Below are 22,018 nucleotides of genomic sequence, written 5' to 3'. Positions count from 1 at the left end.
GGTCAAAACGACCATCACGGGGCGTATCGCAGCGCGCAAATCGCTCGCAACCTCTGACGAGAATCATCTCGTGGCCTTCATCGTTCCGTCGCGTCGGCGTTCGGCCGATTTTGGACACCATCCCTAGGAGAAGAAATGGAGTTCAGGGTGCGCGGCGAGCGCTTCATCTCGTGCTCCTCGGTAAGCCCTCAGGCGAGGCGATGCCAGTTGCCAGGGTTCGGAACCCAGTGGCGTCTTGACAAGTGAGGGGGAAATCGCGCGAATGCATGTGAGGCCGAATGCACCAATCACTGAGTGGGACATGTCCACCAGGTAGGTGGGGAATCCCTTGCGCATGAGATGGGTGAACAGATCGCCCTGAAAGTCCCCTCCCAGTTCAGGCGGGTCCGCGCGTGATGTTTGGTCGATCAAGAAACCCAGTCGCTTCGCCACGTCGGGAGTCTGGTAGTGAACCAAGTTCTTCATGGCACCCTGAGCATTCGAACTGACTTCAAAGGGGTGCCGCCGGTAATGGAGGAAGCTGCGAAACATCTCTTCAAAGGCCTTGGATTGCGCATCCACTCCGCGCCGGTTCGCGCTGGCGCCCTTCAGCAGATGTGGCAGTCCGTCGGCGCGGAAAGCCAGCCAAAGTACGACCGGCACATCCAGCCCGAAATTGAGACCCAGGCAGTGCAGTTCGTACCCCGCCTGCACCATGCTTTCGAGATGAGGATGAAGGCTGAGCGGCAAGTTATCCTTCGGCAACGAGCGGCAGGGAGCGCCGTACCAGAATGCCAACGCCAAATGGTCACGTTCGATCAATTCCAGTACGGCTGACTCGGCGGCAAGCCCGGCATCAGAATGGATCGCCATGCCGACCGAAGAGGTCTTCGATACCTTCGACGTCATCGACATCAGCGCCAGGTCCAAGTGCATCCAGAGCGTCGACTTGGACACCGGATCCATGGCCTCCACCCAATCGTGATCCGCTTCCGGATCGAAGGGAGCAAGGCTAAATCCGGGGATCCGGTACTGCTCATCCAGATAGCCGAGACATTGACGCGGATCCACGGCATTGGGTGCCACATCTGACCAAGGGCCGCGATGGCGAATACGCGGCTCGAAATTCACTCCGCAGAATCGCTCTAACGCCTCGCAGAGCGCCTTGAGCACCGCGTCATCTTTGTCACCCGAGAATCCGAATCCGCTCAGCGGTGGCGTCAACAACCCTGTCCTGCCGAAGGCATTGATCCTAGCTCGGTAGAGAAAATACGACTGACCCCGGTCCTCCAGGCACTCGCCCCTCAGGTCGTTTACCACGCCAAAGGGACTCACACTACGACATAGCGCGTCGATCATTTCAGCACGGGTCATGCAAGGACGCCTCGGCGAAGAACGACTGTAGGTCACGCGCGAAAGGCGACCATGTTCGGTCTCGGGCGACGGCACCGAACTTGACGCCATAGTGTTCGCGCCAGGTGGAGATCGGGTCGCCGGTTACTGCCAGGTAGCCCTGATCCTCGATCTGTCGCGATCCTGCTTCGAAGTAGTCTCGAACCACCGAAGGCTCTGGATTGGTCCGCCGGTCTACATGCAACACGGCCTCGATTGGATATCGCGGTTTCGGCGCGGGCGCTTCATCCGCATGTCCGACGGCGATCAGGTGCAGCGGCATCGCCTCCCCGATCGGCACGTTCAGGAGTTCCGCCACCCGCTTGAGTCCGGTATAGGGACTGGCGATGTAGGAGACGCCCAAGCCGGAGGCCTGGAGCGCCAGCACCAGACTCTGGGAGAAGATGCTCGCGTCCGCAACGCCAACGACGAGCTTGCTCGGCTTGTTGATCTGGTTGGCCATTCCCAGTAGCCGTGCCAGAAGATCCTGGCGCCCCCAGTCGACACAGACCATCAGCAAGGTGGGGGCGTCCGCGACATAGGGCTGACAGACCATTTCGCGTAGCACTGCCTCGCGCAACGCGCGCTCGCGGATCCAGACCACCGAGTATGGCTGATGGTTGGATGTCGACGGTGAACGTTGGGCAAGCGCTATGCAACGTCGAATCACCGCATCGTCCGGCTCGCGTCGTTCGTACTTCCTGATGGTCCGTTGCTGCTCGATCAAGGTCAGGGCATCTAGGTGTGCCGTCATACAGCCGACTCCGCCTCTGATTCGCATTGCAGACCCAGTCCGTCAATAATTTGCACGGCCCGTTTCGAAGCCGGCCCTAGAGGGAGTCGCACGGTTGGTGACGTGCCGAGAAGTCGGCTCACGGCCAATTTCATGGCGACGGGATTAGATTCACAGAAGAGCGCACGAACCTTCGGCCGCATGCGCCGATTTAGTGCAGCGGCTTCATGGAGATGTCCAGTCGAAACCATGTGGTGCAACTGCACCATCTCACGCGGATATACGAGCGATGCCGCGCAAATTGACCCCCGACCTCCATGCGTGCAGCAGTCGAACAGCAAGGAGTCCTCGCCGCTCAGGACGGTGAAGCAGTCCGAGTCCGCAAAGCGATGCGCTACGTCGATCAGCTGCTGGATGTCTGCGGTCGCTTCCTTGATACCGATTACCGCCGGCACGTCCTGCACCAGCAATTCAATGTCCTCGAGGGACAGGTTAAGCCCGGTTCGCAGAGGTATGTTGTAAAGAAACAACGGGCTGCCAACCTCTGCAATTCGCTGGTAGTGTGCAAGCAGGCCGGACCGATTGGGGCGTACGTAATAAGGAGTGACCGATAGGCAGGCGTCAGCGCCCGCCTGATGGGCGTGCCGGGTGAGGTCGATAGCCTCGCGCGTGTCGTTGGATCCCGTCGCGGCGATGATCTTGAAGTCGCCATGGGAGGCTGCCTGCTCGATGACGAAGGAGATAACCGCCTTGTGCTCTTCGACCGTCAAGGTGCTGGCCTCGCCCGTGCTCCCGCAAGGAACGAATCCGGCGACACCCTGCTGAGCATAGAAAGCGACCAGGCGGCGCAGCCCTTCCCAGTCGATCTCCATCGAGGCGTGGAACGGAGTGATGAGCGGCACGAAGATGCCGTCGAACGGACGATAGGCGGAAATATTCATGACTAGAGACTGGGGTGATTGCTAGAGGATGGAAATGGGAGCGGCGCCGCTCCCATTTCCTGCATCGGAGGCTAGCCCCGATACGTCATCGTGTTTAGGCGGATTCGGTGATCGCGGATTCGGCGATTGCCGATTCGGTGATTGCCGATTCGGTGATTGCCGATTCAGCGATGGCCGATTCCAGGATTGCGGACTCGACGATCGACAGTTCCAGCGTTTGGACGTTTCGCATGTTGACTTCCTTTTTGCTAAGTGGATTGAAGAGCGTGCTAATCAGCACGTTGAGCGACAGCCGCCCGAGTTGGTCTCGGACGTCCGATCCTTGTGGCGGGCCACGCGGCCGCGTGGCCCGCCACCGGATGACACGGAAAGCGACGTCGTGGTGTCACCTCCCTTTTTGTTTCAGATCGCAGCGACCTCCGATTGTTTGAGCATTGCCACGTAGACTTTGCGTGGTCCTTGGAATGGATTCCTGCCGTGGGCGACGAGGCGGTTTTCGACTAGCATGACATCGCCGGATCGCCAAGCAAACTCCACCGTGTTGCGGTAAGTCACGTCAATAACGTGATAGATCTCTTCTTTGGAAATTGGACTTCCGTCGCCGTAATACGCCTGATAAGGCAGTCGAGACCGATCGGGATAGAGCACGCTGCGGAACAGATAGAGCGGAAGATCCCAGCTGCGTGCGTTGAAGTGTTGCAGCATCGCCTGGTTGAACCAAGAAGCCTCACCGGTCCGCGGATGATGGATCGTCGCTGGCAGCACGTTGCTAACGCTGAGATCGCCGTTGGGAAGCCACTGGAAATCGAGACCGCGCTCGCGGCAGCGGTTCTCCACGTCGACCCTTGAAGTGGACTGGAATGCGTCGGCCCAGTTAAGGTGCTGGTACAGCGGAATGCGCTTCTTCAGACTCTCTCGCCACGCCCGCTTCTCCTGGAATGTCCTGACGTATTTCACTCCGGCGCGAACGAACTTCTCGCGCACCTTGGGGTCTAGTTCTTTGAGAATTTGCCGTGAATCGACGATGGGGGTCTCCCCGCCCTTCAGCGCGGCTTGGTGGCAGTAAAAGAAGATTAGATCCGGGTAGTTCTTTTGGTATGCCAGTTCGTTGTGCATGCGGATGCGACGGAAGGACGGCAGCTCGGTAGAACTAAAGACCACCTGGTTGATCCGGGTCCGGGGAACGGCGCCTCCGATGTAGTCGAGAACTTGGCCGTCGAAGACTTGCACGAAGCGGCTGAAATCGTCGGCCGATGTCACCGGCAACCCCCGGAATAGCAGTGCGCCGTGGCGGTCGAGCAGACTACCGAGTTCATGCTGACAGGAACCGGCCCAGGTCAGCACCTCCTCAAGCGAACTAGGTGCATTGCCCACCGGGCTCACTACGAGCGGCAATTGGCGGTCGTTCAAGGTCGAGTACGCGATGTCCAGTGTCGTCGTCATGGCTATGAGGTCAAGGAAGTGTTGGCAGCGGCTGGAAAGAAGATTCCAGGGTTCATCAGGCCTTGGGGGTCCAGGGCGGTCTTGAGCGAATGCATCAACGCCAGTTCCACGGGACTCTTCGAGTCTCGCCATGGCGTCGACTTGGCCCGTCCAATGCCGTGCTCCGCCGACACGGACCCGCCCAGTTCCCGCACCAGCCCATAGACCACTGCGTCGATCCGGTCCGTCATTTCGGACATGAAATTGACGCGGCCAGCGCCCGGGCTGACATTGAAGTGCAGGTTGCCGTCCCCCACGTGGCCGAAGACGACCGGCAGAAAATCGGCGTCCAGTGCGACGAGTCGACTCCTCGACTCCTGCAGGAAGCGCTCCAGCGCCGATATCGGAAAGGAGAGGTCGTAACGCAGCGCCGTGCGCTGTCGGGATAACGCCAACGGCACCCCCTCCCGGATCGCCCATAGGGAACGCGCCTGTGCGGCAGACTGCGCGATGACGACGTTCCGAATGATGTTGGTATCGAGCGCATAGGCCAACCGCTGCTCCAGACGGTGCGACAAGAGCGCTTGCGATGATGCTTCGCCATCATGTCGTCCCGCAGAGGCGTCGCTACATTCGACCAGCACCACCCAGGGATGAGGGCGACACGCAGGCAGGTTCAAATGAGGCAACTGCTCAGCCACGGCGTCCAATGCCGCAGGGGAGATCAACTCGAAGGTGGTGAGCACTGCGTCGAACTCCTCACGCAGAACGTCGAAGCAGGCCATTGCGCGATCCGAACTGTCCAATATGAGCATGCAGGTAACGACATCTGTCGGCAAGGCACGCAGTTGCAATACGGCTGCGGTGATGAGACCAAGCGTGCCTTCCGATCCGATGTACAAGTCCCGCAGGGAGTACCCGGTGTTGTCCTTCCGCAGCGTTCGCAGACCGTTCCAGATGCGGCCATCGGGAAGAACCACTTCGAGCCCGAGGCAGAGCTGCCGCATACTTCCATAGCGAAGTACTGTCGTGCCGCCGGCGTTGGTGGCTAGGTTGCCGCCGATCGTGCAAGTGCCTTCCGAAGCAAGGCTCAGCGGGAAGAGTCGTCCGGCGGCCCGGGCGACTTCCTGGACACGAGCCAGCGTCACACCGGCGCCGACAGTCAGCGTGTTGTTGAGCAGGTCAACGTCGCTAACCAACGTCAGGCGTCCGAGGTGCATCACGACACTGGGCTGTGCGCGTTGCGGCGTCGCGCCGCCACTAAGGCCCGTGTTGCCCCCTTGTGGTACCACGCCGATGCCTGCGCAGGCGCAAAGCCGCACCGCCTCCGAAACCTCCGACGTCGATCCTGGGCACAGCACGGCCAGCGCCTCACCTCGCCAACGACCACTCCAGTCGGTCAAGAACGGGGCGACCTGATCGGACGTCGTCAGCACGTGTGCGGTCCCAAGTACCGTGCGGCAGGCGTGGAGGAAGTTGGATGATGTTGTCATGCCAGCACGTCTATGGATTCAGGCGTTGACATGCTGTTGCCGCCCCGCGAGAACCGCGTGCAGCCGCAGGCCGGATGCCGTGCGCGCGGACGATCGATCGACGCACATGCCGGAACGTCGTCCGGGAAATAGATCAACAGCGCCTCCTCGTCGCGCATCTCGGTCAATGCCAGACTAACCCGGGCACGGTAATGGTCAACCGTTTGGGCGCCGGAAGATGGCACCGACAAACAGGCCCCGAGGAAGCTCAAAGGCAGTAGTCGGCTACCGAAGAACCAAAGGAGCTGGCAGGCCATGCAGACTTCGGAGTCGGCCCGACGGGCGACGATTAGATAGCCTGTACCCAGGTCGACGTCGTGCAGAGTGAGTTTGGCGCCGACCCGCTTCGAGAGGGTCGCGGGTAAGGTATAGGTGGCTGCGGCACCGGAATGGACGAATATCTCGCAGCGCGAAGGCAATGAGACAGCGTCTGGACTCCCTTCGAGGACGAGTTCGAAGGGCCTTGCGTCGCGGCATTCGAACCGATTGCATTGCACAGTCTCCCAACGGAGCACTTGCCGGTCCTCGAGATCCGCAATGACCCGGCGTGCGCGGCGATGAAAGTGTCGGCCGAAGAGGAACAGTAGGTCCTGGTGGGTGCTGCCCGCGCGGAGCTGCAGCATCAAGAGCTGGAGCAACGCCGGCGGAAGGCCATGGGTCGGCAGGCCGATCTCGCAGAGGTTTCCTTGACACAGATATACGCGCCCGGAGTCCGCATACCAGGAGGTACCATCCCGCAGGCGCAGGATCTCGATCAGGTCTCCGCTATATGGATCTGCCGTCATCGCTCCCCCAATTCCTGCTCGGTAAGGGCGAGGAAACATCGGACGCCCGTCGCCAGGACTTCGTCGGGCCCACGAAAGTCCCGTGTGTGCAGGGGTGCCCTGGACGCCGGATCGTCGGCGCGGGTTCCGAGAAGGAACATTGCGCCGGGGCATCGGGCCACGTAGGCCCCAAAATCTTCGGACGCCGGCGATGGTTGCGCCATGGAATGAACAGCGTCCGCTCCCACTGCGGCTGTGAGCGCAGTCATCACGGTTCGATCTACGGCGTCGCTGTTCACCAGTAGCGGGTATCCGTCGCCGAGCTCCAGCTGGATCGACAGGGAGGGATGCTCGGTGGCGAGCTGTTCGACAATGTCCAGCAACCTTCGCCCATGCTGCAGCGCGCCACCTGCGTGCGGCGATCGGATGATTCCTTCCGCATGCACCAGCGTCGGCCGCACATTGGCCGCCGTGCCACCGCCGATGGTGCAGAAGGAGCAGGTGCCCCCGATGGACTCGTCGACGACCGCACCACCGGTTAATGCGGCGATGACGCGGGAGAGGGCTAGTACCGTGTCTCCGTCCGGTCCGGACATGGCGCTGTGGCCGCCTCCGCCTCGCACGCTCAGCCTGGTCCGAAGGCTCTCCGACATGAATGCGCCAGATCGATACGCGACATGGCCGACCGGAAAGCGCGGCGAAACGTGCAGCGCGTAGATGCGCGACACGGAAGGCTCGACCAGCGCGCCTTCCGCGATTAACCGTCGAGCACCGCTGTCATGCCCAAGGACTTCTTCCGCAGGCTGGAAGATCAGCCGGACGCGTCCTCGCAGACGCGCGCGTACTTTCGTCACCAGTTCGCTGGCCAAGCCTAGGAGGATAGCCATGTGCATGTCGTGACCGCAGCCGTGCCACGCCGCCATCGGTGCGCCATCCGCCGCGGGGAAAGGCAAAGCGTCCATGTCTGCGCGGAATGCGATGCAGGCACCATCATGGCCGGAATCGATGTCGACAACCACACCGGTTCCTGCAGCGACCCGTGGCGACAATCCAAGCTCCCGCAACTGAGCCAGCAGGTATGCCTGCGTTTCGAACTCTTGCCACGACAACTCTGCGCGTTCATTGAGCGCTTGTCGCCAGGTGCCCAGCCTTTCTGGCAGAGCGAAATCGATCTGCATCTCACCCCCCCGGCAGTGCCTTCTTGAACAATCCGTATAGGTGGTGGGGACCGGGCGAGCCTTGGTCGCGCAGCAAGTCCTCCATGGCGATCAATCGTTCGAACTGCCGCGGGTCATGGATCTGTTCGCGGAACCGGTCGTCGAATAGAAAGTACGCGGATGCCGAGGGCAGGCTGTGGATAGAAAGCGTCTCGGCGCCAGCTTCGGCGAAAAGATCGCCAAGTTCCTTCGTCGTGAATGCGTGCAGCGGCAGTCCCTCCCAGCCGATAATGTTGCCGGTCTCGAGAAAGGTGAACAGCGTGTCGAGGTCGGCATGGTGCTGCTCCTTGAGGATCCTGAGGTAGCCGAGGCGGCTGTCAACGCTGACGAAAATCAGGCCCCCCGGCCGTGTGATGCGGCACAATTCACTGATGCCGCGGACGTAGTCTGGCGCATAGGACAGCGGATCTCCCATGCAGAGCACGAGATCGAAGCTCGCATCGGAGATGTGTCCGAGATCGTCCACCGAAGCTCGCAATGACTGTACCGAGGGCACATGTGCAAACTTTCGGACTGCGACCGCCAGCATCGATTCAGCAACGTCCGACAGCAGCAAGCTGGATGCGCGCCCTGAGAAGAAGCCTGCCCATTTGCCCGTCCCGCAGCCGATGTCCGCGATATCCAGTCCTGTGCGCTCATCCAGCGCCTGCTCAAGCAAGGTCCTGCCGGTCCGGTGTGCAATGGACCAGATGGATGAATCCGAGAATTCGGCGTCGTAGCCGACCGACGTGGCGTCGAAATACGTGGCGGCCTCCTCGACCTCCTGCGGGTTGATCATGTTTGTGTGCATACGAATCTTCTCCTTGTCTTTCTCTGGATCTCTCTGCGTGTCATAATTGATCTTTTTTTGCCTCGCCAAGATCTGGCGGCTGGTGGCCGTCGGGAGATACAGCTGCTGACCGAGCGTTTGGTGGGTATACCCAGACTCCTCGGTGATCTCCGGGGCGATGGCATTCGTCACGCAGGTGACGAGCCGGACCGGCTGTGTCGAATTCCAATCGGCAGGGAGGGCGATCTGCCGTTTGTCGGCGTTCCTGGCGGTCTGCGTGGTGGAGACACGGACGGGAGCTCATCCTCGTATAAATAGGAGAAAACTCCTTCGATGACGAGTCACACGCTGTGTGGCCAATAGTCCAAGCCCAGGCTGACTGTTGAGCCACCCCGGGCGGGCGCGAAAGGCGGTTTTCCGGGCTAGGCGTTGCGTCGCGCAGTGAACGGTTCTCTATATCTCCGTTGCCCAGTCCTCGCAACTTGATCTCACACGTACCGAGCATGCCGGAGCCCAAAGCGGTCACGACCTGAGTCCGCCGCAACACCTCGCCCAACGCGCAGTCGCCGAAGCCCGCGAGGTCTTCCCCGGAAACGATGAACTTCGAGGTGGGATCTTCTCGTTTATCTCCTTGGTTCGGTCCCGGCACCTCTACGGCACCTAACCGAGCAAGGCCAGCGGATGACGGTGGAGATAAATTGCCTACACAGCCCTGTTCCTGCGCCTGGACGAGCGCAGGACGCGCCGCCGCGGCGAATGCGCCAGCAGCGCGTCGGCGTAAGAACCGGCATTGCTGCATGGCGCTCATGCCGACCTCAACACCGCCCGATCCCGGGAGCGGATCGTTCGGCCTCGCGAATGACTTCCGCTAGACGGGTTACACCAGCATCGATCTGGGAGGGTTCGACGGTGACGAACGACAGGCGCAGGGTTCGCGGATCAGGGATACCGGCATGGAACGCCGCCCCAGGCACATAGGCGACGCCGCGAGAAGATGCCAGAGGAAGGAGTTCGGCGGCGTCCCAACCTTGAGGCAACCTCGCCCAGATGAACATACCGCCCCCTGGGCGGGTCCAGTCGAGCAGACGACGATCCGGGAATGCTCGCTCCAACGCGGTGAGCATCATGTCGCGGCGCTCCCGATAGAGATGTCGCACTGCGGGCAAAGCCTCTGCGAGGAAGTCCTCGCCGAGCGCCTCTAGCGCGATGCGCTGGTTGAAGGTAGCAGTGTGCAAGTCCGCGGCTGTCTTGCCCTGCAATAGTCTGGGCACCAGGGCCAATGGCGCCGCGAGATAGCCGAGGCGTAGTCCGGGGGCCAGGATCTTCGAGAACGATCCCAGATAGACTGTTCCCTCGGGTAGCAGCGTCGCGACTGGAGCGGGCGGTGGCTCGTCGTACCACAGGTCGGCGTAAGGATCATCCTCGACAACCGGCAGGTTGAGTAGCGCCGCCACGCCAGCGAGGTCGGCTCGCCGGGCCGGACTGATGCAGCGACCTGACGGGTTCTGGTATGTGGGCAGCAGGTAGAGGAAGCGGGCTGCCCGACCTTCCCGCAGGAGCGCGCTGGCTCGTGCGGCCAGATCCGCTGACAAGGGGCCTTCGACATCGCAGGCAACACCGATCAATTCGGGCTCGTACGGTGCGAACGATTGAAGTGCGCCGACATATGTGGGCGTCTCCACAAGGACTGGCGAGCCCGGATCGACTAACGATTTGGCCACTAGGTCGAGACCCTGTTGCGACCCGTTGGTAATGATGATTTGCTCAGGCCTGATGTGCAGACCTCGTGCCGAAAGATGTGCGACCACCCAATCGATCAATGGCGCGAAACCCTCGCTGGCGGCGTACTGCAGCGCCGCACTTCCATCGCGGCGCAGCACACGCTCGCAAGCGGCCGTGATTCGCTCAATGGGAAACACCTTTGACGAAGGCATCCCCGCCGCGAAGCTGATTACGCCCGGCTGCTCGGCGAGTTTCATGGCTTCGCGGATTGCCGATGCACGCATGCCTGCATGTCGACGCGAAAGTATCCAGGGGAATTCGAATGACGGGGTCATGAGGCACCATCACAACGAAAAGGGTTACGCCCTGAGGGTGTATGGAGTCGCCGCGATCCGCGCTCCAGCGCATAACACCTATGCATCAATCCCCCCCGTCACTGGATTATTGGGCCGAACGTCTCCAAAAGTCGAAATCAGATGTGGTGACGATCTGCAACGCAGGATAGCGTTAGGGCTATTGCGCGACTAGATGGATGTTTAGATTCTTTATGTAATAGATGTTACTAAGGATTTCTAATGGTGCTGGAGCATGGCAGAATTTTTCACGGAATTTAGAAAGAGCCGTCTTCTGTCTGTTGGCGATCGCGGTAGGGATGCCTGCCGGTTGCCCGCCCTCCCGCACAGATCCGTACGTGCCCAATTAAGGCATACGGCTCCTACCTCGGGTTCGGACGGCGAGCCGGTCTTTCGGCCAGGGATGAAGCACGTGCGGGGGCGGGAGCCATGCGGCGGCGAGTCGATCCATCTTCGCCCACGTGACGCCTGCCTTCTGGCTGCGACGCTCCAGGGAGCGTCGCCAGAGTGACAAGACGTGGTGCTGGTACGCGCAGACGGCCTGCGCGTTGGTGGGCACCGCGTGGTACGCGAAGTAGCCGGTCACAACCGTGCGCAGCCATTTCCCCTGTTCGGGGATGCTGGCGCCGTTGGGGCAAACCATCTTTGACCGCCTGTAGCGCCAGGCGCATGCGGTCACGTCGTGTATGCCGGCGCAGCAGGAATGCACCTCGCCGCGACCGCCCACAAATGAACGTGAACCCCAGGAAGTTTAATGTTGGTGGTTTGCCCAGACCCTTGCGCTGCCGATGCTCGATCGCGTAGCGGCCGAACCCCAGCAGCTGGGTCTTCTCCCCATGCAGTTCGAGCGCGAAGCGCGCGAACCGCTCTCGCATCGCGTCCCAGAAGCGGCGTGCGTCAGCTTCATGCTCGAAGCCGACGACCAGATCGTCTGGCATAGCGCACGACGATCATGTCGCCGGTCGCCTCGCGCCGTCGCCATTGCTGAGCCCACAGATCGAAGACGTAGTGCAGGTAGACGTTGGCCAGCAGCGGCGAGATCACCGCGCCTTGTGGCGTCCCCTGTTGCACAGCGCTCCAGTTCCCGTCTTCAAGGACGCCGGCCGTGAGCCATTTGCTCACCAACCGGACGATGCGCTCGTTACCGACCCGGTGCCTCACGAAGCGCAGCAACCAGTCATGGTCGACCGCGTCGAAGAAGCCCTTGATGTCAGCGTCGAGCACCAGTTCACTCGCTTGCCCTTGATCGCCACGCACAAGGCGTCCAATGCGTCATGCTGGCCGCGACCGGGCCTGAACCCGTACGAGAAGCCGAGGAAGTCTTCCTCGTAGATCGCATTGAGCACGGCGACGACTGCACGCTGAACGACCTTGTCCTCCAGCGCGGCAATGCCCAGCGGGCGCTGGCGCCCGTCCGGCTTCGGTATGAACCGTCGCCGCACGGGCTGCGCCCGGTACCCGCCACGATGGATACGAGCATGAAGATCGCCGAGGCGCTCTTCAAGTCCTTGCTCATAGTCCTGCCACGTGACGCCATCCGCTCCGGGTGCGGCACGGCGTTTGAGCGCCAGAAACGCCTCACGGAGCAGGTCGACGGTAACGTGGTGCAGCAAGGCCGTGAGCGGTTGCTTCTTCCTCAGCCTTGCGGCTTGCCGTACGCGGTCGAGCCCCGGGGACACGCTTGCCCGGCTCTGAGTCCGGCGCGTGCGAGAGTCTTCCGCGTTTCCCTTGGTCCCCGTCCTTGGCTCCACCCACTCCGAAGCCGGAGAGCCGGCCTTGTTCGCAGGTTTCATCGCTACTACGACGGAGTCCGACTTCTCCAACCCGTGCGTCATCGGCTATGGCTCCTCGCCTTCCCGATGCGGGCCGTCGGGCCAAGACTGGCGGCGACGGTCGGGTTGGAGATCTCCCGGTTTCCGTTCAAGGAGCGTGCGCGCGTGCCGGGTTCTACGACCACGCCGGGTCGGTCGTGCGCTCGCGATAGCGCGCGCGACCATGTAGCCTTCCACAAATCGGACGGCGTCGGCACCCTGGGAAGAAATTCTTTCGCGGCTCAATGGCTGGCCCGCACGTACCCCTGTCAACGCTTCGCCGGGCACCTCGCGGTGCACTGCGCATGACTCGGGGCCAGTGTGGTTCGCTACGCCTTCACTGCAAGGGACTTGCACCCTCTGCTCCTTGCAGGTCTCCCGGCGCACCCGATGCAATTCTGACCACCTCAGTTTTCGCTCGGCGGCAGCGGGCATGCAGCAAGGTCACGATCGACGACGAGGAGCCCGGGATGCATGAGCTTCCAGTGCGCGACCAGCTCGATGGCAACGCGTCGGCTGTGCGAGATGCCGCCGCGTGGGCTCGCGGAGACATGCAGGAGCGTCTGCATATCGGTCAGCCCGTGACGGCCGTGACGAACCGAAGCGCCGTCGCGAGCAGGCCGCACCGGAAGTAGAAACGATGGCCAAGCGCATTGCTCATGGGTGTATCGAGCATGAGCTTGGCACATCCCAACACGCGGGCCTGGTCCAGCAGATACACGATCAGTCGCTCGCCATAGCCCTTGCTTCGGCAACCCGCATCCGTCACAAGGTCATCGACATAGAGGAATGTTCCGTGAACAAGGTTCTCTTGCTGCCGATATCCTGCGAGGGCCACTGGTGTCCCTTCCGCGTAGAGCGCGACGAGTCGGTATCCGTCCTCGCATTGGCGCGCCCAACGTTCCAGGAACTCTCCGGCATCGGCGAGATGCGGACGCAGCTGGGCCATCAGGGGGTAGACGGCACGCGCAGCCTCGATGGTCTCGACCGCCTCCACCGTGCAGGCGTCAACGCGCATGCGCCTGCTCCCCTTGAAGAAGGTGCGCGGCCGGAATCGGTGGAGCGAATTGCAGTCCTCCAGCGATCCGGTTCCAGGCATTGATGTTGGCAACGGCAGCTGTCAGGTGCGCGACCTCCTCCATCACGAAGTGCTCGAGAAGGTCGGTGAAGTCGGCATCGTCGATCGGAGCCATGGACATCCTCGTCAACGCCTCGGCCCACGCCAGGGCGGCGCGCTCACGCGCCGAGAAGATGTCCGCTTCGCCCCACGTCGCGACGAGATCGAGCTTTGCGACCGGCGTCGTCAGCTTGCGGGCTTGATTGAGGTGGTACTGGAGGCAGAAGGCGCAGCCGTTGATCTGCGAGACGCGGATCTTGATCAGTTCCGTGAGCGGCTGGTCCAGCCCGGACTCGGCAACGGCGCGTCCGAGCGCCCGCATTGCGACGACCGTTTCCGGTGCCAGGCGCTCATAGGACGCGTAATCCAGTCTTGGGGAGTTGGTCATGGGGGCTCCTGATCGTGCATGAGCGTAATATTCGAATTCGAACAATGTCATCGTATTCGAATTCGAACACTATGCGCAAGAAGCCAGCGGGAGCGGCAGTCATTCCGGAAGCCGGCGAGGGCAAGCGTGGGCATGCGGGACACATCGGCTACCTGCTTCGCCAAGCCGAGGTCGCGCATCGGCAGAGAATGGAGCGGGCACTGTCCGAAGTCGGGTTGACGCCGCCCCAGTTCGCCGTGCTGACCATGTTGGTTGCCTATCCTGGCGCGTCCGGCGCGGACGTCGCCAGGTTGTCTCTGCTGACGCCGCAGACCGTCAGCGTGATCGTCGGCAATCTGGAGCGATCAGGCGCACTCCAGCGCAAGCATCACGCGACACACGGCCGCGTCCTGCAGATGGAGGTCACCGAGTCCGGCCAGCAACTCTTGGCGCACTGTCGTAAGGGCGTGGACGCGGTCGAGCGGGACTTGCTCAGCGGCGTGAGCGCTGCGGACGAAGCAGCAATCCGCAAGTGGCTGGTCCACGTCGCGACGCTGAGCCCGTTCGAGCGCTGAGCGGTGCCAAGAGGCCGCATGGCGTGCCGTGCACGTCGAGACGGGAAGGCCCGTTCCCCGATGTCCCTTCGGGTGGCGTTACGCACACGGGCATCAACGCCGAATGGCATCCGGCCCCGGCGCGCGCTCTGCGGCGTCGCGCTTTTCACGTTCCTCGCGCGGCGCGGACGAACCACCCCCGTCTGAAATATGCGCCCGCATGCCGCGGTCGACGCCCTCGGGCAAGGCCCGGATCAGCGCATCGCACAGGAGGTCTTCCAGCCGTCGCACGGCTGGCGCGAGCGCTGGCCCCGCGCGATGAAGCCGCAGGCCAGCGGCCGATAGCTCCGGCAGGCCACACATGGCGGGATCGAGAACGCACAGGTTGCCTGGCAGACCCGCCTCCGTCCGTACGGTCACGCCCAGGCCCGCGGCGACGGCCGCCCAGATCCCCGACAGGCTCGCTGTCGTGAAGGCCACGCGCCAGGCGATGCCGGCGCGGTCGAGCGCCGCCGTCGCTGCCTGACGCATGAGACAAGGTGCATCGAACACGACCAGGGGCAGAACGCCGCGATCCGTGGTGCGCGCGAGTTCGGGGTGGGCCGCCGCGCCAATCCAGCGCAGCGGCAGGTCGGCCAGAGAATGACTGTGAGGAGTGTCGAAGCCGTCGTCCCAGGCCAGCGCAAGGTCCAGCCGGCCCGCCGTCACGAGGCCGAGCAGATCGGCGTTGCGCGCGACCCTTGCCTCCACGCGTACGCGAGGATGCGCCCGTGCGAAATGGCCCAGCACATCGGTCAACACGATTTCGCCGAAGTCCTCCTGCAATCCGAGGCGAACGCAGCCTTCCAGGTCCACTCCGCGTACGGCGGCAACGGCTTCGTCGTTGAGATCGAGCAAACGGCGCGCATAGCTCAGCAGCACCTCGCCGGCGGCGGTCGGCACCATCACGCGCCCGGCCTTGCGCAGAATCGGTGCGCCGATTTGCTCCTCGAGCTTCTTGAGCTGTGCGCTGACGGCAGAGGTCGATCGGCCCAGGCGGTCGGCGGCCTTGGCGAAGCTGCCCAAGGCGACTCCGGTGCTCAAGGTCCGAAGTCCATCGAGATCCAGATTCAGGCGGCCCATGCAAGCATCCCGTTTTATAGGATCAATGATCCGAAAGTTTCCGCTTTTCCGGATGATTGTAGATGCCTAAGATGGGCTCACTCAACGACATCCCGGAGGAAATCGCTCATGGAACCGACGCCCCACGAATGGCAGCGTCTGATCAGCGAGCAAACGCCCAAGCTCGCGGAACTCACCGACAAGGTCTTGTTCGGTGACGTCTGGACCCGCCCGGGCCTGTCACAGCGCGACCGCAGCCTGATCACCGTGGCCGCGCTCATCGCCTTGAATCGGGCCGAACAGTTGCCCGTCCATCTGCGGCGGGCCAAGGACAATGGTTTGACACAGGCCGAACTCGCCGAACTCGTTACGCACCTGGCCTTCTACTCCGGGTGGCCGACGGCGGCAACGGCCGCCAGGTTGCTAGCAGAAACCGCGGCGTAATCCCAGGAGTGCTCCATGCCGATCACGCGCATTTCCCTGCTTGCCGGCAAACCGCCTGAATTCTTGCAGGCGCTGTCCGACAGCCTGCATCGTGCCTTGGTGGAAGCGTTCGACGTGCCGCCGGCCGACCGTTTCCAACTCATCGAGCAACTGGCGCCGGGCGAACTCGTGTTCGATCGTCACTACCTCGGCGGCCCGCGCTCGGCCGACTTTGTTCTCTTCGCCGTCACCGCGGGGCGCCCACGCGACACGGCAACGAAACGGGCGTTCTACCGTCGCCTGGCCACCCTTCTGGTCGACAATCCGGGAATCCATCCTGCCGACGTGATGGTGGTTGTCCGGACGAACGCGCTGGACGACTGGTCCTTTGGCTACGGTGCCATGACCATGGTCGACGGGACTGGAGGCACGCCGTGACTGGCCTGCCGTCGACCGACGATCAAGGAATCGAAGGGGCACGCTCCATCGGCGAGCTCTGCGGTGGAGCTACGTGTGCGCCGACGCCCCTGGGATCGGGCGGAAGGACCCCTTGATGCATTCCGGATTGATCACCGCAATCTGAATATGATTGCGCTTCCGGAAGCCCGCGCCGTCGTAGAGTGGCTCATCTTCAGGGAAAGGAGCTCGCACGGAATCGTAAGGAGCCAACCCGTTTTCTTTCCGGTACAGATGAAGCGCCTGGATCACTTGGCAATCCAACTCGCGCTTGAAGCGATCCTTGCCCCCTGTATTGTCCGGCACGGGCTGGCCTGAAGCCGCATAGGTCTCGACGAGAGTGGCGTGCGCCTGGGCGATCTCATCGAGGCCCGTACGCGTGGTCAGGTCAAGGCATAAACCAAGATCGATGATGGCGCCGACGACGCCTGGATTCTTGATCTTCTTCTTTGCATTCCCATCCTGCGCCCATTCGAGTGCGCGCTGAGGGTCGCCTTCCCAGAAGTAGATGCCGTGCCCGAGCCACTCGAATCGACCCCGGGAATGCTCAAGGTGAGCGATGCTCCTGCCGATCACGTCTTGAGCAATCGCGTCTTCCGTGCCATGAAAGCCGAGCACAAAAGCCGTGTGGCGCTGATAGAGCGCCCAGTCGTTAGCCACGAATCAACGTCTTGGCTTTCCCGCCCTTGGTCAATACACCAAGCCGCACGAGGAAGCTCTGTGCCGCCTCCGGAGACGACGTGACCTGCTTTCGATAAGCAACCATATCATCGAGCAGTGCCTGTCCAGTGAGAAGAACGCCAGGCACGCGAGCGACGCTCTCTACCGCTCGCGCGGCGGAAACGACGGCCCTGCGGCGCGAAGCTCTTGCCGTCTTCCGAGCAGGCTGTTTGGTCCGGGAACTCATGGCCTCCATTCTAGACGCCAGCCCTCCCCCGCGCCACCTCCTTCGACAACCCCACCGCTCCCGCATCCGGTATGGCGGCAGGATCATCGTCCGGTTGACCAGCACGTTGAACGCGTAGCCTGGCCGGATGCCCAGCGTGGGCTGGATGTCCAGGTTCCGGTTGAGCACATTGGTGCCGACATTGTTGAGCCACGCGCTAGGGCGACACCCCGAGCGTCGCCAGGTTCGCCAAATCGAACGGTGCCTCGCGCTGCACGGCGTTGACTGCTGCCTCCCTGCACGACCGGCTGCGCGTTGTCACGCCGCGTCGCTCGGGTCGAGGATCTGAAGCTTGAACTGCCACCCCTCGAAAGTGCTCAACATGCGGCCGAACTCTTCCCACGAGATATCGCGCCCGTCAACGATCAATGCAGGCGAGAAAAAGCCATCGCCATCCATCTCGCAGGAAATCCGTCCACTCACAGACTGGCCTGCGATGTACAATTCGCCGCGATCTTCGCAAAGGTACGAAACGCTCAACGCACGGCGGATACGCTCGATCAGCTTCGCCATGAGTTCCCAGAGATCCGCCTCGGCGTCGCCGATGGCCTGGAACTGGTAGCCGCTACGTGACCCACCTCGCAGTTCGAACGCTTCAAGACTGCAGATGTCTCCGAGCAGTCGGGTGGAAAAGTGGAATTCATGCACTGCCTCTGCATGATCCGTCATCGTGATCGGTTCGAACTGGACATGCTCGAAATCAACGTCGCATCGTTCCGCCATGTCTTGGTTGACGCACCGCAAGCAAAGCGTCCGAAAAGAATCAGCCGAGCCATAGTGCACGAGATCATGGTCGGGAGTGGGCTTCTGGCATCCTTCGCAAAGGGTCATTCCGGTTCCCTCTTCCAAGGCCGTCTTCATGTTATCCATCGTGTGACTACTTGACCCGAATGGGCAGCGACACCTGCGGCTGGATCGGAACCAAGGTCTTGGCGTAAGCGCGCAGGATGTCGTTATAGAGATCAGCGTGCTTCGGAGCCTCAACCGACAGGATCAATGCGTAGCGGATCCTCTCGGCGCCGGTGGCGCGTCCGCCGCCGTCGCGGGCGTTGTAGTGGATATCGAACACTGGGTTCTTCAGGCTGGAACCTCGGAAGGTCTTGGCCCCGTGCAGCACGGTTTCCCACTTACCCTGATCGGATCGGCGCTCCTGTTCTGTTGCGAACTTCTTCAGGTCGAAGAAGCCCTTGGTATCCGCATTGCTCTTGCCATCTTTGACCTTCTCGTCGTTGGGACGGAAGACAACTTCGAGGCCAGCCTTGGTGTAGGCCGCGGCATCCTGCGGATCAGTGGGCGATGCGTAGCAGAACGTCGCCTTCAGGCGCACATTGCCCGTCAACCCTTCCTTCGGCAGTGGGAGGCTGGCGCGCAGGTATTTACTGGGCTTGAGCTCACCCTGGTAGACCACCCTGGCTACCCCGTCCGGACATGTGATGATGTCGAGAGTGTCCTCGGGGATCTTGCCCCAACCCACTTCGATGGGGTCGTGGTCGCCGAGATCCGCTGCATGAACAAGCAAGGCTTTGATGGCGAGCGGCGTCAGATCGCTGCCCAGGATCGCGCGAATCCCGACTGCGCTGCGCAACAGATACGGTGCCGCGAAACTGGTACCCAATTGCGGCGACAGCACCGGCTTCACGTTCGGCGCCAGGACATGAAAATATTTCGCCGCTGGGTTGCCGCCGAACGCCATCAGGTCTGGCTTGACGACGCCGGGGCTGCGGCCCGGACCGATCGCGCTGTAAGGTGCGCGCGCCCAGCCGGTGCCGGTGTCATCCGCAGCACCAACCGAAAGCGCATTCACGCAATCTGACGGAACCTGCACTCTGTTGTAGCCGAGTTCGCGGTCCCGTTCTCCGTTGTTGCCAACGGCTACGGTCATGAGGGTGTCGCCATCACTCAGCAAGTCGTCGATCACGGAAGTCCACGAATGCACTTCCTGGTCTTGCACTTCGAGGTCAGGCCCCAAACTCAGATTGATGAATTCGTAGGAACGTGACAGCAGGACCTGTTCGATGAGGCCGAGCGTGCGATAAAGCTCCAGCGGGTCTTCGCCCCCTGCTTCCTGATCGAGCACGCGAAGATGGTCAACTGGGGCAAAGGGCCTACCTGCCGCTCCGTTGGGCTGGATCGGGCCGAACAACACAGCCGATGTCACGCCCAGGCCGTGCTCCGGGCCGTCCGGATCATCGTCGGCGTCTTCGTCGAGCTTGCGATACGAGCGCAGCCAGGGTCCGATCGGGTGATGCTTGGGCAAGCCGCCGTCCAAGACGGCGACGCGAGGTTCGGACGAGAGCGCCTGCTCGGTGGGAAGGCTGCACCCCACCGCAGGACCACCGCTGCGTTGCAGCGGACGGATACCACGCAGCTTAGGCACCGGTCGGATCACACGGACAAACGCGAAACCGGCTAGCTTCTCAACGTCACGCGGCTTGCCCTCGACCGGCACGAACCACAGGTTGCCGGCCACGAAATCGACTTCACTGTGGACATTGACGTCGTCACGCTTGGCAAACCTCACAAAGGCCTTCTGAATCAATCCAGGATCTTCACCTGGCAGCAGATGCAGACCCACCTCGAAGAAGCGATCCTTCGGACTGCCCAGGCTTACGATGCGCTCCGCCGGCGCGAAGGCTGCGAACTGTTCGATGTGTGCCAGATCGTCGCCCTCGTCAGACTGCGCGGCGATGGTCTCAGTCCACTGGGCGAGGTTGCGAAAAGCCTGGCGCTTGCCGGCGACGAACAATTCGGTCGTCGTGGTTTCCTGCGGTTGTCCCTTGCGGGTCCAGGCCTGCGGTTTGACCCTGACAGTGCGGCTGCCAACGGACTCCAGCCCGGTGCTGCGCAACAGGCCGATCGGGAAGTAAGAGCGAGCGATGAAGCTGGGATTCATCATCAATCGGGCGACGGCGAAGTCGCCCGGACACGCTTCGGCAGGCAGTTCATCCAGCGCTTGCGCCGCGCTGCGGAATTGGGGAGTCAGTCGCTCCCGTGCCTGCGCGAAGGTGTAGACCTCGGCCTTGCGAGGCATGCGCCTTGGGCCGACGATGTCGTGAGTTAGCAACTCGCCCCGACCGATCAGGAAATTGGTTCGATTCATGCGTCAGCCTTTCTCCGGCCCGTGGTCTTCCGTGCGGTCGGCACACCGTTGGTGTACTTCCGGATCGTGTCCCGGCTCACGCCCGTGACGTCCGCGATGGCGTGTTGGGACAAGCGCGTTTCCTTGGCTAACATCACCGCCAGGTTGATGCGGCCCTGCTTGTCGAGCGCAAGCGCACGCGCCTTCATGAAGTCCTCCACCAGATCGGCATCGGTGCCAGCGCCCAAGGCCACGGCGCGCCGGAAGCGTTGCACATCCCGCTCGATGTCGCTGAAGGAGTACCCGGCGAACGCAAACGCCAGGATGTCGATCCAGCGAGCAAAAAGGGCGTAGTCCGGCCCCAGGAAACGCTTGAGGGCTTCCTTGATGGACTGCTCACCCGGCGTCTTGAACTGGACCTCCAAATCGAACCGGCGCCACAACGCCGGATCGATCAGCTCCGGATGGTTGGTCGCGGCCAGAAGCAAGCCACTGGCAGGCCATTCATCGACCTCCTGGAGGATCACCGTGACCAGGCGCTTGAGTTCGCCCACGTCGGTGTCGTCGCTGCGCCGCTTGGCGATAGCGTCGATCTCATCCAGCAGCAGCACGCAGGGCTCACGCTTGGCGTAATCGATTGCCGCGCGCAGGTTCGCCCCGCTCTTGCCCAACAGGCTGCTCATCACAGCGGTCAGGTCGAGCACGTACAGCGGCACATTCAACTGCGCGGCCAGCCAGCGGGCCGTCAGTGTCTTGCCAACTCCGGGTGGCCCCACAAAGATGGCCGAGCGGGTCGGCGTCAACCCCATGGCCTGCAGTCGGTCACTCTGGCGGCGCTCCTCGATGAGCTGCCTCAAGGCATCATCGACATCGCTGGACAACAGCGGGGTTTGTTTCGCCGGATCATCCTTGAACACTTTCAGGAGCGAGAGTCGAGATTCGTCGTCAACAGGCATGGCCCCGGCCTCCGGGCGCGGAGGCGACAGCCTGCGCATGGGCGAGACGCTACGTGCCGGCTTCGACTTCAGGTACAGCTCAAGTTGCTCGGCCAGATCGGGGGCCGTACCACGGTATTTGCGAACCAGCCTTGCAGCGAACAGGCGCACATCCTCCGTCTGCTCGGCCAAAGCCAGACGAACCATCTGGGCTAAATCTGATTGCTCTTCCTTAATTTTGTCCAACATTTCGATAACAATATGATTACACTATATTTTTTATGCAATCCAAGCGGACGACTTGTATTGTCTCACAGAACGACAGGAAGCTGGAATGCAAAGCCGAAAGGCCGCAGTACCGTTGGTCCCTGGCCGTCGCCGGCCCGGGCGAGCCGCGTTGAAGTG

Annotated in this window: 23 protein-coding genes; 3 read left to right on the top strand and 20 right to left on the bottom strand. The window is 62.1% G+C overall.

Features of this window, described 5'->3' with window-relative positions; all coding sequences use genetic code 11:
- Positions 1-123 precede the first annotated feature (123 nt).
- From ASC45_RS06990 to ASC45_RS06935, 15 genes are all read right to left on the bottom strand, one after another.
- The gene (locus tag ASC45_RS06990; RefSeq protein ID WP_167344844.1) at positions 124-1,353 is read right to left on the bottom strand and encodes a YcaO-like family protein; all 1,230 of its coding nucleotides are present in this window, start codon (positions 1,351-1,353) and stop codon (positions 124-126) included.
- Complete coding sequence (locus ASC45_RS06985; RefSeq protein ID WP_055450322.1) at positions 1,340-2,125, bottom strand: nitroreductase family protein; 786 nt, start codon at positions 2,123-2,125, stop codon at positions 1,340-1,342. The genes ASC45_RS06990 and ASC45_RS06985 overlap by 14 nt, the downstream gene beginning before the upstream one ends.
- A complete protein-coding gene (gene dapA / locus ASC45_RS06980; RefSeq protein ID WP_055450321.1) occupies positions 2,122-3,045 on the bottom strand; it encodes a 4-hydroxy-tetrahydrodipicolinate synthase in 924 nt (307 codons plus the stop codon). The genes ASC45_RS06985 and dapA overlap by 4 nt, the downstream gene beginning before the upstream one ends.
- 94 nt (positions 3,046-3,139) lie before the next feature.
- Complete coding sequence (locus ASC45_RS16015; RefSeq protein ID WP_245609980.1) at positions 3,140-3,277, bottom strand: hypothetical protein; 138 nt, start codon at positions 3,275-3,277, stop codon at positions 3,140-3,142.
- Positions 3,278-3,447: 170 nt separating this feature from the next.
- Positions 3,448-4,488 (bottom strand): TauD/TfdA family dioxygenase, encoded by a 1,041-nt coding sequence (locus ASC45_RS06975; RefSeq protein ID WP_055450320.1) that lies wholly within the window; start codon positions 4,486-4,488, stop codon positions 3,448-3,450.
- Positions 4,489-4,490: 2 nt separating this feature from the next.
- A complete protein-coding gene (locus ASC45_RS06970) occupies positions 4,491-5,960 on the bottom strand; it encodes an FAD-binding oxidoreductase (protein WP_055450319.1) in 1,470 nt (489 codons plus the stop codon).
- Positions 5,957-6,784 (bottom strand): hypothetical protein, encoded by an 828-nt coding sequence (locus ASC45_RS06965; RefSeq protein WP_055450318.1) that lies wholly within the window; start codon positions 6,782-6,784, stop codon positions 5,957-5,959. Before ASC45_RS06965 ends, ASC45_RS06970 begins: the two co-directional genes overlap by 4 nt.
- A complete protein-coding gene (locus ASC45_RS06960) occupies positions 6,781-7,941 on the bottom strand; it encodes a M20 metallopeptidase family protein (protein WP_055450317.1) in 1,161 nt (386 codons plus the stop codon). Before ASC45_RS06960 ends, ASC45_RS06965 begins: the two co-directional genes overlap by 4 nt.
- A gap of 1 nt (position 7,942) precedes the next feature.
- On the bottom strand, positions 7,943-8,941 hold the full coding sequence (locus tag ASC45_RS06955) for a class I SAM-dependent methyltransferase (protein ID WP_055450316.1): 999 nt from the start codon (positions 8,939-8,941) through the stop codon (positions 7,943-7,945).
- Positions 8,942-9,564: 623 nt separating this feature from the next.
- Positions 9,565-10,728: an aminotransferase-like domain-containing protein gene (locus ASC45_RS06950; RefSeq protein WP_245609979.1), complete on the bottom strand. Its 1,164-nt coding sequence runs from the start codon at positions 10,726-10,728 to the stop codon at positions 9,565-9,567.
- A 999-nt stretch (positions 10,729-11,727) separates the two neighbouring features.
- Positions 11,728-12,048 carry a reverse transcriptase domain-containing protein gene (locus tag ASC45_RS16270; protein WP_483855327.1) on the bottom strand — a complete coding sequence of 107 codons (321 nt, stop codon included), beginning with the start codon at positions 12,046-12,048 and terminating at the stop codon, positions 11,728-11,730.
- Entirely contained in the window at positions 11,982-12,437 is a 456-nt protein-coding gene (locus ASC45_RS16265; RefSeq protein WP_483855326.1) for a hypothetical protein, read from the bottom strand. The genes ASC45_RS16270 and ASC45_RS16265 overlap by 67 nt, the downstream gene beginning before the upstream one ends.
- A gap of 605 nt (positions 12,438-13,042) precedes the next feature.
- A complete protein-coding gene (locus ASC45_RS15700) occupies positions 13,043-13,204 on the bottom strand; it encodes a hypothetical protein (protein WP_156346980.1) in 162 nt (53 codons plus the stop codon).
- Positions 13,205-13,209: 5 nt separating this feature from the next.
- Entirely contained in the window at positions 13,210-13,653 is a 444-nt protein-coding gene (locus tag ASC45_RS06940; RefSeq protein WP_055450314.1) for a GNAT family N-acetyltransferase, read from the bottom strand.
- The gene (locus ASC45_RS06935; RefSeq protein ID WP_055450313.1) at positions 13,643-14,140 is read right to left on the bottom strand and encodes a carboxymuconolactone decarboxylase family protein; all 498 of its coding nucleotides are present in this window, start codon (positions 14,138-14,140) and stop codon (positions 13,643-13,645) included. Before ASC45_RS06935 ends, ASC45_RS06940 begins: the two co-directional genes overlap by 11 nt.
- 71 nt (positions 14,141-14,211) lie before the next feature.
- On the opposite strand from ASC45_RS06935, the gene ASC45_RS06930 reads away from it, so the two are divergent.
- Positions 14,212-14,694, top strand: a complete 483-nt coding sequence (locus ASC45_RS06930) for a MarR family winged helix-turn-helix transcriptional regulator (RefSeq protein WP_055450410.1) — start codon at positions 14,212-14,214, stop codon at positions 14,692-14,694.
- Positions 14,695-14,787: 93 nt separating this feature from the next.
- Here ASC45_RS06930 and ASC45_RS06925 read toward each other — a convergent pair whose 3' ends face one another.
- Positions 14,788-15,795, bottom strand: a complete 1,008-nt coding sequence (locus tag ASC45_RS06925) for a LysR substrate-binding domain-containing protein (protein ID WP_072242996.1) — start codon at positions 15,793-15,795, stop codon at positions 14,788-14,790.
- A 108-nt stretch (positions 15,796-15,903) separates the two neighbouring features.
- On the opposite strand from ASC45_RS06925, the gene ASC45_RS06920 reads away from it, so the two are divergent.
- Both ASC45_RS06920 and ASC45_RS06915 read left to right on the top strand, forming a co-directional pair.
- Positions 15,904-16,218: a carboxymuconolactone decarboxylase family protein gene (locus ASC45_RS06920; RefSeq protein ID WP_055450312.1), complete on the top strand. Its 315-nt coding sequence runs from the start codon at positions 15,904-15,906 to the stop codon at positions 16,216-16,218.
- A gap of 15 nt (positions 16,219-16,233) precedes the next feature.
- Positions 16,234-16,635 carry a tautomerase family protein gene (locus ASC45_RS06915; protein WP_055450311.1) on the top strand — a complete coding sequence of 134 codons (402 nt, stop codon included), beginning with the start codon at positions 16,234-16,236 and terminating at the stop codon, positions 16,633-16,635.
- A gap of 69 nt (positions 16,636-16,704) precedes the next feature.
- Here ASC45_RS06915 and ASC45_RS06910 read toward each other — a convergent pair whose 3' ends face one another.
- The 4 genes from ASC45_RS06910 to ASC45_RS06890 form a co-directional block, all read right to left on the bottom strand.
- Complete coding sequence (locus ASC45_RS06910; protein WP_055450310.1) at positions 16,705-17,313, bottom strand: hypothetical protein; 609 nt, start codon at positions 17,311-17,313, stop codon at positions 16,705-16,707.
- A gap of 544 nt (positions 17,314-17,857) precedes the next feature.
- Positions 17,858-18,460 carry a DUF7686 domain-containing protein gene (locus ASC45_RS06900; RefSeq protein ID WP_141655746.1) on the bottom strand — a complete coding sequence of 201 codons (603 nt, stop codon included), beginning with the start codon at positions 18,458-18,460 and terminating at the stop codon, positions 17,858-17,860.
- A gap of 16 nt (positions 18,461-18,476) precedes the next feature.
- On the bottom strand, positions 18,477-20,699 hold the full coding sequence (locus ASC45_RS06895; RefSeq protein ID WP_055450307.1) for a S8 family peptidase: 2,223 nt from the start codon (positions 20,697-20,699) through the stop codon (positions 18,477-18,479).
- Complete coding sequence (locus ASC45_RS06890) at positions 20,696-21,862, bottom strand: AAA family ATPase (RefSeq protein ID WP_055450306.1); 1,167 nt, start codon at positions 21,860-21,862, stop codon at positions 20,696-20,698. The genes ASC45_RS06895 and ASC45_RS06890 overlap by 4 nt, the downstream gene beginning before the upstream one ends.
- Between the last annotated feature and the right edge of the window lie 156 nt (positions 21,863-22,018).

This window comes from Thiomonas bhubaneswarensis (genome assembly GCF_001418255.1).
Lineage (GTDB): Bacteria > Pseudomonadota > Gammaproteobacteria > Burkholderiales > Burkholderiaceae_C > Thiomonas > Thiomonas bhubaneswarensis.
This window is presented reverse-complemented; position numbering and strand designations above follow the sequence as displayed.